This window comes from Aeribacillus sp. FSL K6-1121, from assembly GCF_038003725.1.
GTDB lineage: Bacteria > Bacillota > Bacilli > Bacillales > Aeribacillaceae > Aeribacillus > Aeribacillus composti.
Window position 1 is genome coordinate 226,843 of record NZ_JBBOPS010000001.1, and the last position, 16,126, is coordinate 242,968.

General features: G+C 40.5%; 14 protein-coding genes. 11 read left to right on the forward strand and 3 right to left on the reverse strand.

Features of this window, described 5'->3' with window-relative positions:
• Window positions 1–32 precede the first annotated feature (32 nt).
• From NSQ61_RS01155 to NSQ61_RS01175, 5 genes are all read left to right on the forward strand, one after another.
• Window positions 33–1,238: an argininosuccinate synthase gene (locus NSQ61_RS01155; protein ID WP_063387384.1), complete on the forward strand. Its 1,206-nt coding sequence runs from the start codon at window positions 33–35 to the stop codon at window positions 1,236–1,238.
• On the forward strand, window positions 1,235–2,605 hold the full coding sequence (gene argH, locus NSQ61_RS01160) for an argininosuccinate lyase (protein ID WP_063387385.1): 1,371 nt from the start codon (window positions 1,235–1,237) through the stop codon (window positions 2,603–2,605). Before NSQ61_RS01155 ends, argH begins: the two co-directional genes overlap by 4 nt.
• Window positions 2,606–2,834: 229 nt before the next feature.
• Window positions 2,835–3,596, forward strand: coding sequence for an SDR family oxidoreductase (locus NSQ61_RS01165; protein WP_063387386.1), 762 nt, complete (start codon window positions 2,835–2,837; stop codon window positions 3,594–3,596).
• A gap of 69 nt (window positions 3,597–3,665) precedes the next feature.
• Window positions 3,666–4,346 carry a metal-dependent hydrolase gene (locus NSQ61_RS01170; protein WP_340805734.1) on the forward strand — a complete coding sequence of 227 codons (681 nt, stop codon included), beginning with the start codon at window positions 3,666–3,668 and terminating at the stop codon, window positions 4,344–4,346.
• A 142-nt stretch (window positions 4,347–4,488) separates the two neighbouring features.
• On the forward strand, window positions 4,489–5,808 hold the full coding sequence (locus NSQ61_RS01175; protein WP_066247825.1) for a CBS domain-containing protein: 1,320 nt from the start codon (window positions 4,489–4,491) through the stop codon (window positions 5,806–5,808).
• 47 nt (window positions 5,809–5,855) lie between these two features.
• Here the strand turns inward: NSQ61_RS01175 and NSQ61_RS01180 are convergent, their stop codons facing one another.
• On the reverse strand, window positions 5,856–6,155 hold the full coding sequence (locus NSQ61_RS01180; protein ID WP_063387389.1) for a YtpI family protein: 300 nt from the start codon (window positions 6,153–6,155) through the stop codon (window positions 5,856–5,858).
• An 88-nt stretch (window positions 6,156–6,243) separates the two neighbouring features.
• Here NSQ61_RS01180 and NSQ61_RS01185 point away from each other — a divergent pair, with 88 nt between their 5' ends.
• Window positions 6,244–7,182, forward strand: coding sequence for a DHH family phosphoesterase (locus NSQ61_RS01185; protein WP_144597843.1), 939 nt, complete (start codon window positions 6,244–6,246; stop codon window positions 7,180–7,182).
• A 46-nt stretch (window positions 7,183–7,228) separates the two neighbouring features.
• Here NSQ61_RS01185 and ytrI read toward each other — a convergent pair whose 3' ends face one another.
• Window positions 7,229–7,732 (reverse strand): sporulation membrane protein YtrI, encoded by a 504-nt coding sequence (gene ytrI, locus NSQ61_RS01190; protein WP_066247820.1) that lies wholly within the window; start codon window positions 7,730–7,732, stop codon window positions 7,229–7,231.
• Complete coding sequence (locus NSQ61_RS01195; protein ID WP_063387392.1) at window positions 7,729–8,067, reverse strand: YtrH family sporulation protein; 339 nt, start codon at window positions 8,065–8,067, stop codon at window positions 7,729–7,731. The genes ytrI and NSQ61_RS01195 overlap by 4 nt, the downstream gene beginning before the upstream one ends.
• A gap of 213 nt (window positions 8,068–8,280) precedes the next feature.
• Between NSQ61_RS01195 and dnaE the strand changes: the two genes are divergently transcribed.
• From dnaE to pfkA, 5 genes are all read left to right on the forward strand, one after another.
• Window positions 8,281–11,619, forward strand: a complete 3,339-nt coding sequence (dnaE, locus tag NSQ61_RS01200; protein ID WP_339230295.1) for a DNA polymerase III subunit alpha — start codon at window positions 8,281–8,283, stop codon at window positions 11,617–11,619.
• 107 nt (window positions 11,620–11,726) lie between these two features.
• Window positions 11,727–12,959 (forward strand): NAD(P)-dependent malic enzyme, encoded by a 1,233-nt coding sequence (locus tag NSQ61_RS01205; RefSeq protein WP_066247817.1) that lies wholly within the window; start codon window positions 11,727–11,729, stop codon window positions 12,957–12,959.
• A 192-nt stretch (window positions 12,960–13,151) separates the two neighbouring features.
• Complete coding sequence (accD, locus tag NSQ61_RS01210; protein WP_066247816.1) at window positions 13,152–14,015, forward strand: acetyl-CoA carboxylase, carboxyltransferase subunit beta; 864 nt, start codon at window positions 13,152–13,154, stop codon at window positions 14,013–14,015.
• Window positions 14,009–14,983, forward strand: a complete 975-nt coding sequence (gene accA, locus NSQ61_RS01215) for an acetyl-CoA carboxylase carboxyl transferase subunit alpha (RefSeq protein ID WP_311066383.1) — start codon at window positions 14,009–14,011, stop codon at window positions 14,981–14,983. The genes accD and accA overlap by 7 nt, the downstream gene beginning before the upstream one ends.
• 179 nt (window positions 14,984–15,162) lie before the next feature.
• Window positions 15,163–16,122: a 6-phosphofructokinase gene (pfkA, locus tag NSQ61_RS01220; protein ID WP_063387397.1), complete on the forward strand. Its 960-nt coding sequence runs from the start codon at window positions 15,163–15,165 to the stop codon at window positions 16,120–16,122.
• Window positions 16,123–16,126 lie beyond the last annotated feature (4 nt).

Genomic DNA, 16,126 nt, shown 5'->3' on the forward strand with positions numbered 1-16,126 from the left:
TCATTTTGTATACATCGGAGAGGAGAATGAACATGTCAAAACCAAAAGTAGTATTGGCCTATTCTGGAGGTTTAGATACATCTGTCGCCATCAAGTGGCTGCAAGAAAAAGGATACGACGTCGTTGCCTGCTGTCTGGACGTTGGGGAAGGGAAGGATTTAGAGTTTATTAAAGAAAAAGCACTAAAAGTCGGTGCTGTACAATCTTATATTATAGATGCGAAAAAAGAGTTTGCGGAAGAATATGCGTTGATCGCCCTTCAGGCACACACCCTTTATGAAGGTAAATATCCTCTTGTTTCCGCTCTTTCAAGACCGCTCATTGCCAAAAAATTAGTGGAAATAGCGGAAAAGACCGGCGCTGTCGCAGTTGCTCACGGTTGTACCGGAAAAGGAAACGACCAAGTGCGCTTTGAAGTTTCCATAAAAGCGTTAAATCCTGAGCTGGAGGTTTTGGCACCTGTTCGGGAATGGAAATGGTCGCGTGAAGAGGAAATTGAATATGCGAAACAGCATGACATTCCAATTCCGATTGATCTTGACAGCCCATATTCCATCGATCAAAACTTATGGGGAAGAAGCAATGAATGCGGAGTTTTAGAAGATCCATGGGCTGCACCGCCTGAGGATGCTTATGAACTGACTTCTTCCATTGAAAATGCACCGGATGAAGCGGACATCATCGAAATTGAATTTGAACAAGGCGTACCGGTAGCAGTGAACGGTCAAAGAATGCAGTTAGATGAACTAATTTTGAAGCTGAATGCGCTCGCTGGAAAACATGGCGTCGGCAGAATCGATCATGTGGAAAACAGACTTGTCGGCATTAAATCGCGCGAAGTGTACGAATGCCCTGCGGCTATGACATTGATCAAAGCGCATAAAGAATTGGAAGATTTAACACAGGTTAAAGAAGTAGCGCATTTTAAACCGCTGATCGAACAAAAGCTTGCCGAGCTTATTTACAACGGTCTTTGGTTCTCTCCGCTGAAAAGCGCATTGGAAGCATTTTTGAAAGAAACTCAAAAATATGTAACAGGGACAGTGCGCGTAAAATTGTATAAAGGGCACGCAATTGTTGAAGGAAGAAAATCTCCGTACTCGCTTTATGATGAAAAGCTGGCCACCTACACGCAAGAAGATTCATTTGATCATGAAGCAGCAGTCGGCTTTATTAAACTGTTCGGCCTTCCAACAGCGGTGAACAGCATCGTGAAAAACAAGAAGGTGACAATATGAAAAAACTTTGGGGCGGCCGTTTTCAAAAGACGCCCGAAGCATGGGTCGACGAATTCAATGCGTCGATCACGTTTGACAAACAGCTCGTAGAGGAAGACATTCAAGGGAGCCTCGCCCATGTTAAAATGCTTGCCAAGTGCGGCATTTTAACAAAAGAGGAAGGAGAAGCGATTGAAAAAGGGCTGCACCGTCTTTTGGAAAAAGCAAAAAATGGGGAGCTTGAATACTCCGTTCAATATGAAGATATTCATTTAAACATTGAAAAAATGTTAATAGATGAAATCGGACCGATCGGCGGAAAGCTGCATACATCAAGAAGCCGCAACGACCAAGTGGCGACCGATATGCATCTATACTTAAAAAAACATGTTGAAGCCATTGTGGAACTGATCAGAGAATTGCAAAAAGCGCTTGTAAACAAAGCTGAACAGCATATTGAGACGATTTTGCCGGGATATACACATTTGCAGCGGGCGCAGCCGGTTTCATTCGCCCATCATTTATTGGCTTATTTTTGGATGCTTGAGCGTGACAAATCTAGATTTACAGAATCTTTGAAACGGATTAATATCAGTCCGCTTGGCGCTGCCGCATTAGCTGGGACAACCTTTCCGATTGACCGGAAATATACGGCTGAGCTTTTAGGCTTCGATGAAGTTTATTTAAACAGCCTGGATGCGGTGAGCGACAGGGATTTTATTGTTGAATTTATGAGCAACAGCTCGCTGTTGATGATTCATCTCTCAAGATTTTGCGAAGAATTAATTTTATGGTGCTCGCAGGAATTCCAGTTCGTTGAAATGGATGACGCTTATTCGACCGGCAGCAGCATCATGCCACAAAAGAAAAATCCGGATATGGCGGAATTAATTCGAGGGAAGAGCGGCCGCGTCGTCGGCAATCTCGTCGGTTTGCTGACGGTTTTAAAAGGTCTCCCTCTTGCCTATAACAAAGACCTGCAGGAAGATAAAGAGGGCATGTTCGATACTGTAAAAACAGTAGAGGGCTGTTTGCAAATTATGACGGGAATGATTGAAACGCTGAAAGTAAATAAAGAGCAGATGGAAAAATCGGTGAAGCAGGATTTTTCAAACGCTACTGAACTTGCTGACTATTTGGCGAAAAAAGGTCTTCCATTCCGCGAAGCTCATGAAGTAGTCGGAAAACTTGTATATAAATGCATTCAAAAAGGAATCTATTTACTTGACTTGCCATTAGAAGAGTATAAGGAAGCATCCTCTCTGTTTGAAAATGATGTATATGAAGTTCTGAACCCATACGAAGCGGTCAACAAACGAAACAGCTTAGGTGGAACCGGATTTAAGGAAGTAAAGGAGCAAATCAATAAAGCAAAGGCGATTATATAAATCCAACTCCATTTGTTTTAATTGAATAAAGACCTTCAATGAAAAATCAGTCTTCTGCGCATAAGCTGAAACAGGCGGGTACTCATTGTGCCCGCTTTTTTGTATGGAAAGGCCGCCTTGCACTTGCATTCCAACCTCTTGCTGATAAAAATCGTGGAAGCTATTCCGTTTTTGCATTTTAAAAAATTATTGTAAAATGATTGTAGTAAATAAAGGGAGGAATTGATGGGTGCGCCATGCAATTGTTACGGCAGGCTCAAGAGGTCTTGGACGTAAGGTGACCGAATTATTTTTGGAAAAGGGGTACAGCGTGACGGTCAGTTATCACAATAATCAAACAGGAGTTGAACAACTGCAGGAAAAATATGCTTCTATGCGCGACCGTTTGCTGTTTATACGATGTGATGTGACGAAAAAGGAAGATTTAATTCGGCTGATTGATCAAACTTATCAGTGCTTTGGCCGTATTGACTGTTTAGTTAATAATGCGGGTCCGTATATATTTGAGAGGAAAAAGCTTGCTGATTATTCTGATCAGGAATGGTATGAAATGATTGAAGGAAATTTAAGCTCGGTGTTTCATTTAGTGAAACGAACAATCCCGATTATGAGGAAACAAAAGTATGGCCGAATCATTACCTACGGCTTCCAAGGTGCCGGGGATGCTTCAGGCTGGCTTCACCGCTCGGCGTTCAGCGCGGCTAAGACCGGACTAGTCTCTTTGACAAAAACGATTGCTATTGAAGAGGCGGAAAACGGCATCACAGCAAATATGGTTTGTCCAGGAAACATTACGGCGGAAATGAAAGAGGCGACCATTGAAGAAGCTAGAAAACATATTGACGTGAACACGCCGATTGGAAGATCAGGTACAGGGGAAGATATCGCAAGAATTATAACCTTTTTGTGCGATGAACAGTCAGATTTTATTACAGGCGCCATAATTGAAGCGACGGGAGCCGCTAATGTCATTCATCGATTTCATCAATAACGATAAAACGTTTTCAAAAGCATAAGTTTCCAGTAAAATGAAAGTAGATTCAAAAAGGAGGGGTTTTTTATGAAGGTTTCCTTTCACGGTCATTCCATCGTTCAAATTGAAACAAATGGGAAAAACATTATCATTGATCCGTTCATTAATGGGAACGGGCAAACCGATTTGAAGGTAGAAGATGTGAAAGCAGATGTCATTTTGTTGACACACGGCCATAATGATCATGTAGGGGATACGGTTGAGATTGCAAAAAGAAATGATTCGTTAGTCGTGGCGATTGCAGAGCTGGCTACATACTTGAGCTGGAAAGGGATTAAAACCCATGGAATGAGCATCGGGGGAGCATACGAGTTTGAGTTTGGAAAAGTAAAGCTGACTCAGGCTTTCCATGGCTCCAGCTATACGGAAGATAACCAAACCATTGTGTATACTGGCATGCCAGCAGGAATTTTGTTGACAGCTGAGGACAAAACGATTTATCATGCAGGCGATACAGCATTGTTTTCTGATATGAAATTAATTGGAGAACGCAATGAAATTGATTTAGCCTTTTTGCCGATTGGCGATAATTATACAATGGGGCCGGAGGATGCTCTTACAGCAGCAGAATGGATTCGAGCTAAAAAAGTCGTGCCGATTCATTACAACACGTTCCCAGTGATCCAGCAAAACCCTGAAGATTTTGTTTCCAAGCTTCCAGACGGTGTCGGTCTCCTATTGAAACCAGGAGAAACAATCGAACTGTGAGATTTTTGATGGACGGCTTTTAGCCGTTCATTTTACGTATTATGAGTTCCAAGCATTTGTTTGCTAAACAGTAAATTTTAGGAAAAAATAAGTAAATGTTTGAAGAATTCGCCAATCTTGTAACTTAAAAGGAGGGAAGAAATTGGCGACAAAGCATGAACAAATTTTGAACTATATTGAGTCTCTGCCCGTCGGAGATAAAATTTCAGTCAGACAAATTGCCAAAGTTATGAATGTCAGTGAAGGAACTGCCTATCGTGCGATTAAAGATGCGGAAAATAAAGGCTTTGTCAGCACAATCGAAAGGGTCGGCACCATTCGAATTGAAAAAAAGAAAAAAGACAATATTGAAAAGCTGACATTTGCGGAGGTTGTCAATATTGTCGACGGACAAGTGTTAGGCGGAAGGGCCGGCCTTCATAAAACATTAAATAAATTCGTTATCGGCGCCATGAAATTGGAAGCGATGATGAGATATACAGGTGCTGGAAACTTGCTCATTGTCGGCAACAGGACAAAAGCTCAGCAGTCGGCTTTGGAAGCAGGAGCCGCCGTTTTAATAACCGGGGGATTTGACACAGATGATTATGTAAAAAAACTGGCGGATGAGCTCGAGCTCCCGATAATATCCACTAGCTACGATACTTTTACAGTGGCTACGATGATAAACAGAGCGATATATGACCAGCTGATCAAAAAGGAAATCGTGTTAGTGGAAGACATTTTGACCCCGTTAGAAAAAACTGTCACGTTAACCCCGAATGATCCGATTGAACGCTGGTTTGAATACAACCGGCAAACTGGACACGGACGATTCCCGGTCATTGATCAAGGTTTGAAGGTTGTTGGAATTGTCACGGCAAAGGATATTATGACGTCAGATCGAAAAACATCCATTGAAAAAGTGATGACAAAAAGTCCGATAACCGTTACAGGAAAAACATCTGTCGCTTCAGCTGCGCAAATAATGGTTTGGGAAGGAATTGAAGTATTGCCTGTTGTGGACGGAAACGGCCGCCTATCAGGTATGATTTCCAGACAGGACGTTTTAAAGGCTCTCCATTCAATTGAACGGCAGCCGCACACAGGTGAAAAAATTGATGACATCATCACGAGGCAGATGATCAATCTTTCTGATGAAGCAAAAGAATCAAACATTTTTAAATGTGAAGTAACACCGCAAATGACAAACCAGTTCGGTACCATTTCATACGGTGCCTTCACAACTCTAGTTACAGAAGCGGCCAATTATCATTTGAGACAAAAAAAGAAAGGCGAGCTTGTCGTTGAGAATATGACGATTTATTTTTTGAAACCTGTTCAAATGGAAAGCATGATTGAAATTCATCCGAAAATATTAGACGTGGGTCGAAAATTCGGGAAAATTGATGTGGAAGTATTCCACGAAAACACTTTAGTCGGCAAAGCTATGTTAATGGTGCAAATCATGGATCGTAATTAAAAAAAGACTGTCTGAAAAATAAGGACAGTCTCTTCCATATAATTTTCTTAGCGGGCATTTTCGCTTTCTTTGATTGCCAAAGGCAAATAATATTTGTAAGCTTTATATCCTGCCCAAATGCTCAGACAACCTGTTATAATAAAAACAACACCGACGATGAGCGCAACAGTGGATCGGTTTAAAAACATTTGGTTTAATCCGAAAAAGAAGACAAACAATCCTAGAGAAATGCTAGATTTAGATGAAATCCAGCTTCTTTCCATCGGACGTTTCGTGCGAAAATATTTGATTTTGTAAAAAACATAAAAAGATAAAGAAATGACCGTTAGGATAGCTAAAACAGGCATGATGTCAACCTCCATCTAAGTATCGTATATCATTTTACCATTAGTAAATGATGAAATAAAACATTTATGATGATAAAGGAGAGCTGAAATGAAACAACAGATTTTAAATGAAATAAAAGCATTCGATACGATTATTATACATAGACATGTCCGGCCGGATCCTGATGCATACGGTTCTCAGTGCGGGCTTGCGGAATTGTTAAAAGAATCGTTTCCTGAAAAAAACATATATGTAGTCGGCAACGATGAGCCTTCTTTAACGTTTTTATACAAAATGGATGAAATTCAAGATGACGTCTATCAAGAAGCGCTCGTCATCGTATGTGACACAGCTAACCAAGAACGAATTTGCGATCAAAGATATGATAAAGGGAAAAAATTGATCAAAATCGATCATCATCCAAATGAAGATCCTTATGGAGATATAGTCTGGGTAGACACATCTGCCAGCTCTGTCAGCGAAATGATTTATGAATTTTATCTATTTGGCAAAGATCAAGGCTTAACGTTATCGAAAAAAGCAGCCAGTCTCATTTATGCCGGAATTGTTGGGGATACAGGAAGATTTTTGTTTTCAAATACGACGAAAAAAACGTTCCAATATGCAAGCGAGATTATAGACTATGGGTTTTCATTTACGCAAATATACGACGAAATGTATAAAACGAAACTTAATGTGGCGAAGCTGAACGGTTACGTCCTGCAAAATTTCGTTTTGACTGATTCAGGGGCCGCTTATATAAAGCTTCCAAAAGAACTATTGGACGAATACCGCGTCACTCCTTCCGAAGCTTCACAGCTCGTCGGTGCTTTAGGAAATATTGAAGGGATCAAGGCGTGGGTGCTGTTTGTCGAGGAAAACAACGAAATTCGGGTCAGATTCCGCTCGAAGGGAATCGTGATCAATGAGCTTGCAAAACGCTTTAAAGGCGGAGGCCATCCGCTTGCGGCCGGAGCTACGATCGACAGCTGGGAAACTGCGGATCTAATCATTCAAGAGCTGGTCGCTTTATGTAAAGCATCTTAAGGAGGGCGCTTTTTCCCTCCTCATAATAGGAGAAAAGTTGCCATTATTATTTGCTCAATTTCAATTCTACTTCAACAATAATGGTCGGTGTAATGACAAGCTCCACGACAGTAGCGTTGTATTCTTTGTCATCTATTTTATATTTTCTATTTTCAATCGTTTTGGCAATTAAATGCCTTGTTTTCACAACACTGTCAATATCTTTTGCAATTAAATCAGCTAAATCGTTTTTGATCGTATTTTCAATCGAATATTTCATTAATTCATCCAGCTTATATTTTTCCGCATTTTTAATTTCGATTTTGACATCCTGTACAGTCAATAATTCTAAGTTTCTCTTATTTAGCTCTTTGTAATCCCTCTGCCAAATTTGAATGTCATTTTTTAATTGTTCGATCGTTTCTTGCTGCGTTGAAATGATTTTTACTTGTTTTTCTTGGTAATAGCCAAAGGAATATAGAAAAAACCCCCAGCTAATAAGAGCTCCTACGGCAACTCCGGCAAAAAAACGCTGCCATGAAGGCTTTTTATAATAAGGCGGGATTCTCATTGCGAAACATGCTCCTGTGTGAACCAAGAGATTAAGAGCCAGCCTGTTTGAGAACCACCCATGGCGGAAATGATTAACAAAATCTGTTTCACAATGTCCTTTGTCGCTCCTTCAAAAATCCCTCGTTCAAAGCTGTAAAACGCATCAAACGTCCCTCCAATAGCTGCAACAAGAGCCCAAATTTTCAATTTGTTTGCCATTCTGAAAATGGAGGTGAGAGGAGCATCGCCTGTAATATATGCGCCAATACCGCCGATTAACGAGCCGCCGAAAATGACTCCTAACGCAATAAAATACACTTTAATAAAGGTTGCAATAAAAGTATCTGTTTCCATTGAGCTTCCACCATCCTTTCTTCCGTTCATTGGTGAAATATGATTATAATAAACTTGCTAAATAGCCGGTTTCAGCAAGCAGTGAAAAGGCTTGTTTTATTCTCTTTCTTTATATGTATATGGATGGGAAGATAAAAGTATGAAGTTTGTCTTTCATTGAAAACAATGACTATAATTGTTTTAAGAAATCATTGAAAAAAGGTGGGGTCTTCATTGCCTTTTGTTCACCTACAAGTGAAGAGCGCCTATAGTTTGCTGACTAGTGCTGCGGGATTGGACAAGCTTGTCCGCTATGCGAAAAAAACTGGTCAAACAGCTCTAGCCTTGACAGACCATCATGTCATGTATGGAGCGCTCTCTTTTTATAAAATTTGTAAAGAACACGGGATTAAACCGATTTTCGGTTTAACTGCTACCGTTATCATAAAAAACGAACCGTATCCTTTTGTTTTGCTTGCTAAAAATAACAGCGGATACCGCAATTTGCTTAAATTAAGCAGTTTGCTGCAAACAAAGTTTCCGAAAGGACTTCCGCTTTCTTTTTTTAAACAATACAGCAGGGATCTTTTTGTGATCACACCTGGCAGACAAGGCTTGATTGAGCAGCTGCTTATAAACGGACAGATTGCAGAGGCAGGAAAAGCGGTGGAGTTTTTTCAAAGCATGCTCGATCCCAATTCTTTTTACATATCCTTACAAAATCACGGCTTGCCGGAAGAGCAGCAATTAAATGAAAAAATTGCGGAGCTGAGAGAAACGATCAAAGTTCCGATTGTCGCAACGAACGATGTTTTATATGTTGAAAAGGATGATGCATTTGCACACCGCTGTTTGCTGGCGATTAAAGACGGAACGACTGTAGAAGAACAAGACGCAGCGTTTGCTTGCGAATATTATTTAAAATCCCCGGCGGAAATGATAAACAATTTCGCGAACTTTCCTGATTCCATTGAGAATACTGTTCGGATCGCCTCCGAATGCCATGTTGAAATAGAATTAGGCAAAACAAAATTGCCTAAATACCCCTTTTCTGGAGGATTGAGCAGCGATGATTTTCTTGAACAGCTGTGCTTTGAAGGATTAAGAAAAAAAGTAACATCCCCTTCGGACGAGTATGTCAAAAGGCTTTCGTATGAGCTGTCTGTTATAAAAAAAATGAATTTTAGCGATTATTTTTTAATCGTTTGGGATTTTATGAAATACGCGCATGAAAAAGGTATTGTAACCGGTCCAGGCCGCGGTTCAGCAGCCGGCTCTTTAGTGGCATATGTACTAGATATTACGAATGTAGATCCAATTCGCTATAATCTATTGTTTGAGCGTTTTTTAAATCCTGAACGTGTTTCTATGCCAGATATCGATATTGATTTTCCGGATACAAGACGGGATGAAATGATTGAATATGTTGCGCGAAAATACGGAAAAGGGCATGTGGCTCAAATCATCACTTTCGGTACTTTTGCGGCCAAAGCTGCTATTCGAGATGTGGCAAAAGCGCTTGGAGCTTCGAATAAAGAGGTGGATGTGCTCGCAAAGCACATACCTTCAAAGCTCGGAATTACTTTAAGAGAAGCATTTGAACAATCGGCAGCATTTCGAAACATCCTTCATTCAATGGAAAAAGGAAAGGAAATTTTTGAAACGGCTTTAAAGCTGGAAGGCTTGCCGCGCCATGTATCGACGCATGCTGCGGGAGTGGTGCTAAGCGATCATCCGCTGACTGAAGTCATTCCGATTCAAAATGGTCATCACGATATATATTTAACACAATATTCAATGGATTTTTTAGAAGAAATCGGGCTGTTGAAAATCGATTTTTTAGGTCTGCGAAATTTAACGTTAATAGAAGATATCAAACGTTTAATTGAACGTTACGAGGGAACAAAGCTCTCTGTCCACTTTACAAATTATGATGATGAAAAAACGTTTTCCCTTTTATCGGAAGGAAATACGACAGGTGTGTTCCAATTTGAGTCAGAAGGAATGAGGAAAGTTTTACAAAAGCTAAAACCTACTAATTTGGAAGATTTGGTTGCGGTTAATGCTTTGTATCGTCCAGGACCGATGGAAAACATTCCTGTCTATATCGAACGGAAGCACGGCCGGATGCCGGTAGAATATTTGCATAAAGATTTGCAGCCTATTTTAGAAAAGACATACGGAGTCATTGTGTATCAAGAGCAAATAATGGAAATCGCAGCGAAAATGGCCGGTTTTTCGTTAGGGGAAGCAGACCTGTTGAGACGGGCCGTCGGCAAAAAAATTAAAACGATTTTGGATGAAAACAGAAATCGCTTTATTATAGGTTGTTTAAAAAAAGGATACGACGAAAAAACCGCGAATAAAGTATACGATCTCATTGTTAAATTTGCCAACTACGGTTTTAACCGCAGCCACGCTGTTGCCTACAGCATGATTGCCTATCAGCTTGCTTATTTAAAAGCCCACTATCCTTTATATTTTATGGCTGCGTTAATGTCGAGCATCGGAGGAAATCAAGAAAAATTAGCGCAATATGTTCGAGAAGCTTCAGAAATGGGAATTACAATCCTGCCACCGTCCATTCATAAAAGCGGTTTTTCTTTTTTAGTGGAAAACGGATCTATCCGATTCGGACTTGCCTCGATTAAAAATGTTGGCATTGCCGCCATGAAAGAAATTGCAAAAGAAAGAAAAAAGAAGCCTTTTGAAGATTTGTTTGATTTTTGTATCAGGATGTCTTCAAAGGCAGTCAATCGCCGAACAATAGAAGCGCTCATTTTTTCTGGCGCGATGGATGATTTTGGGCAAGATCGGGCAACGTTGCTTGCTAGTATAGATGTTGCGCTCGAGCATGCAGAATTATTCAAAATGGATGAAAAAGAGCAAATCGTTTTTCCGCTTGACGATCTTGCTGCGATTAAACCAAAGTATGTGGAAGTAGAACCGTTCACCATTGAAGAAAAATTAAAATTCGAAAAGGAAACATTAGGATTTTATTTATCAAGCCATCCGATTCAGCCTTACGATTCGGTTTTGAAGCAGCTGGGGGCAGTTCGATTAATGGATTTATCCCAATGGATTGAAAAAAAAGTTCATGTGGGCGCGTATGTGACAAACGTAAAGGCAATTCGCACAAAAAGCGGCCAGGCGATGGCTTTTCTCAATATAAGCGATCAAAGCGGGGATGTAGAAGCGGTCTTGTTTCCTAATGAATACGCAAAGTTCAGCGGAAAAATAAAGAAAGGGAATGTTTATTTGTTGACCGGAAAACCGGAAATTAGAAATGAACATGTTCAATATATAATTCAAGACGTAAAAGACATCTCGGAATTTAAACGGCAGCGTGCTTTATTTTTAAAAATTGCAGATGAAGCATCAGAGAAACAAAAGCTTCTCGAAATAAAAAAAGTATTGCAGGATTATCCAGGCAGCATACCTGTATTTATTTACCATGAACGAAAAAAGAAAGCGGTCAAGCTTCCCGAAACATTTGGTGTACAACCGTCTGAACAATGTTTGAATCGATTGCGGGCATTGCTCGGAGAAAGGAATGTCGCCTTGAGAGAATAAACATGTCTTTTTCTTTACAACGGATTGCATGTATAATATTTTAGAAATATCTAAAAAGTGGTCTTTCCATTTTGACGATTATCCATGTTGTTAAGGAGTGATAAAGGTTGTCATTAAGAGAAGAAGCATTACATATTCATAGTGTTCAGAAGGGAAAACTTGAAACAAAATCAAAAATTCCGGTACGAAATGCAAAAGATTTAAGTTTAGCATACTCTCCTGGAGTGGCTGAGCCGTGCAAGGCAATTTATGATGATAAAAGCAAAGTGTATGAGTATACGATGAAGGGGAATATGGTGGCGGTTGTCTCTGATGGAACAGCCGTTTTAGGGCTTGGAAACATCGGACCGGAGGCAGCTCTCCCTGTCATGGAAGGAAAAGCTGTTTTATTTAAAAGCTTTGCAGGTGTCGATGCGTTCCCCATTTGTATAGATACGACAGATGTGGAAAAAATTATTGAGACAGTAAAGCTTCTTGAGCCGACTTTTGGCGGCATAAACTTGGAGGATATTGCCGCACCAAATTGCTTCGAAATTGAAGAGCGTTTAAAAAAGGAAACGAACATTCCGATTTTCCATGACGATCAACACGGAACCGCCATTGTAACTGTCGCTGGTTTATTAAATGCGTTGAAGCTGGTCGGCAAAGAGATGTCAAATATTAAAGTTGTCGCAAACGGAGCAGGAGCGGCTGGAATAGCTATTATAAAATTATTATATCGCTATGGTGTTCGTGACATTATTTTGTGCGATTCAAAAGGAGCCATTTTCGATGGACGCCCTTACGGAATGAACAGCATAAAAGCTGAAGTGGCTAAATATACAAATCATGATCGCTTAGAGGGCTCTTTGGCCGATGTAATCGAAGGAGCGGATGTTTTTATCGGTGTGTCAGTCGCAGGAGCACTAACAAAAGAAATGGTAAAATTAATGGCGGATAATCCGATCATTTTCGCTATGGCCAATCCAGATCCGGAAATTATGCCTGACGATGCGAAAGAAGCTGGAGCAAAAGTCATTGGAACAGGACGTTCAGATTTCCCTAACCAGGTGAATAACGTTTTAGCATTTCCAGGGATTTTCCGTGGAGCATTGGATGTAAGAGCAACACATATAAATGAACAGATGAAAATGGCTGCTGCTGAAGCGATTGCTTCTCTTATTAAGGAAGATGAGCTTCGTCCTGATTATGTTATTCCGGCGCCGTTTGATCCTAGGGTTGCACCATGTGTTGCTGCAGCTGTTGCGAAAACGGCAATGGAAACAGGTGTTGCACGCATAAAAGTAGATCCGGAAGAAGTTGCGGAAAAAACAAGAAAGCTTGCTATTATTGGAAAATAAAAGCGGCTACAAATGGCGAAAGAATGAGAAACCTCTCTTCTCTGCTGTTGGGAGAAAGAAAAATATGATATATTTATAATATTTGAATACCTCTCAAAAGATATAGGAAGAAGATCCGGAAGATTTAAGATTGATTGAAGGTGTCATCCCTTGCAATGAAGACATTATTCAGCCAAAAAGGGAGGTTCTATTTTGATAAAAAACATTTTTTCAAAAAAGAAAAAATATGCATCGATCCCTTCCGGACATGCAAAATATGATGTTCCTGAAGGTATTATGACAAAATGTCCAAAATGTAAAAAGATTATGTACTCAAAAGAAATTGAAAAAAATTTAAAAGTGTGCAACAACTGCGGCTACCATTTTCAAATGGGAGCGAGAGAAAGAATTGCCAGCCTTTTAGATCATGGCAGCTTTTTAGAATATGACAGCGATATGCGTTCTGAAAACCCTCTTAATTTTGAAGGGTATTTAGAAAAGCTAGAAAAAGACAAAGAGAAAACGAAGCTAAATGAAGCTGTCGTGACAGGCGAAGGAACAATCGGCGGATTTCCAGTAGTGATTGCCGTTATGGATGCAAGTTTTCGCATGGGGAGCATGGGTTCGGTAGTTGGCGAAAAAATTACAAGGGCAATTGAAAAAGCGAAGAAAAAAAACATCCCCTTTATTATTTTCACAGCTTCAGGCGGTGCTCGTATGCAAGAAGGCGTCCTCAGTTTAATGCAGATGGCGAAAACTAGCGCTGCTTTAAAATTATTCAGTGATGAAGGCGGACTCATTATTTCGGTTATGACCCATCCGACTACAGGGGGAGTATCGGCTAGCTTCGCTTCTTTAGGTGACTACAATTTTGCCGAGCCTGGTGCATTAATCGGTTTTGCAGGGCGCAGAATCATAGAACAAACGATCAGAGAAGAGCTTCCGGAAGATTTCCAAACTGCTGAATTTCTGCTGAAGCATGGGCAGCTTGATTCTGTATTGCACCGCCACCAACTGCGGGATACGTTAATCAACCTCTTGGATATACACCAAGCAAAGGGGGATGTAGATTGGTAGGAGAACTGGAATTTGAAAAGCCGATTATAGAATTAAAGAAAAAAATTCATGAATTAAAGGAATTTACAAAAACGGCGGATGTAGATTTGTCGGCTGAAATTGAAAAGCTGGAAACAAGACTAAAAAATTTAGAAAAGGAAATATATGATCACCTCTCCCCGTGGAATCGCGTCCAAATCGCACGCCATCCGAATCGCCCTACAACGCTTGATTATATTGAGCTGTTGTTTGAAAATTTTTTCGAATGCCACGGAGACAGATATTTTGGTGATGACGAAGCGATTGTAGGAGGCGTTGCAAAATTTCATGGGATCCCTGTAACGGTAATCGGGCAGCAAAGAGGAAAAGATACGAAAGACAATATCCGAAGAAATTTTGGTATGCCGCATCCTGAAGGTTACCGTAAAGCATTGCGCCTTATGAAACAGGCGAACAAGTTTAACCGCCCTATTATAACATTTATCGATACAAAAGGAGCTTACCCAGGAAAAGCAGCAGAAGAGCGGGGACAAAGTGAAGCAATTGCCAGAAATTTGTTTGAAATGGCCGGTTTTTCTGTTCCAATTATATGTATTGTCATTGGAGAAGGAGGAAGCGGCGGCGCATTAGCATTAGGAGTAGGAAATCATATATATATGTTGGAAAATTCTACTTATTCAGTTATTTCTCCCGAAGGGGCTGCCGCCCTATTATGGAAGGATGCCGGCTTAGCTAAAAAAGCGGCAGAAACAATGAAGATCACTGCCCAAGATTTAAAAGCGCTTGGTGTCATTGATGATATCATTCCGGAAGTAAAAGGCGGGGCACATAGGGATGTCCAATTGCAAGCTAAACACATTGAACAGGCTTTAAAACGTTCATTAAAAGAATTGACCAATATGAGCGGAGAAGAGCTGATCAGGCATCGGTACGAAAAATTTAAAAGTATTGGGGCCGTTATTGACGAACAAGTGACAAATACGCAGTAACGTGCGCTCCTTGATGGAGCCGCACGTTATTTTTTTATTTTTATCTTTCGCATCGCTTCTTTTTGTGTATAATAATAAAGAATTTAACTATTCTAAGCTTACTATGCTCAGCGATTATCAGATAATATGATCATTATTTTATGTAAGCTTTGTTTGAGCAGTCCAAGAGAGGTGAAATTATGAAAAAAATCGGCGTTTTAACGAGCGGCGGCGATTCTCCTGGCATGAACGCTGCAATTCGTGCCGTTGTCCGCAAAGGAATTTTTCATGGATTAGAAGTTTATGGAATTTATAATGGTTACTCAGGTCTTATTTCGGGAAAAATTCAAAAGCTTGAACTTGGTTCAGTAGGTGACATCATTCATCGCGGTGGAACGATGCTGTATACGGCACGGTGCGAAGAATTTAAAACAATCGAAGGACAAAAAAAAGGAATTGAACAATTGAAGAAATTCGGGATTGAAGGACTTGTCGTTATTGGCGGAAATGGCTCCTACATGGGCGCGAAAAAGTTGACTGAACATGGATATCCATGCGTCGGGGTGCCGGGCACCATCGACAATGACATACCTGGAACTGACTATACGATCGGTTTTGATACAGCACTTAATACGGTGATACAAGCAATTGATAAAATTCGTGATACAGCTACTTCCCATGAGCGTACATACGTAATAGAAGTAATGGGTCGGGATGCCGGTGACATTGCTTTATGGTCCGGGCTTGCCGGAGGTGCGGAAACCATTTTAATTCCGGAAGCAGATTTCAAAATAGAGGAAATCATCGATCGATTAAAACGAGGTCATGAAAGAGGGAAAAAACATAGTATTATTATTGTCGCTGAAGGTGTGGGAAGCGGCGTCGAAATAGGCCAAAAGATCAAAGAGATGACAAACTTTGAAACGCGTGTTTCTGTATTAGGCCACATTCAACGCGGCGGATCGCCTACCGCATTTGATAGAGTATTGGCAAGCAGACTAGGCGCTTATGCGGTGGAACTGCTTCTTAATGGTAAAGGCGGACGATGTGTAGGCATCCAAAATAATCAGCTTGTGGATCATGACATTTTAGAAATTTTGGATCAGCCTCATACGGTTGATAAGTCAATGTACAAGCTTTCAAAAGAACTTTCTATATAAAGTA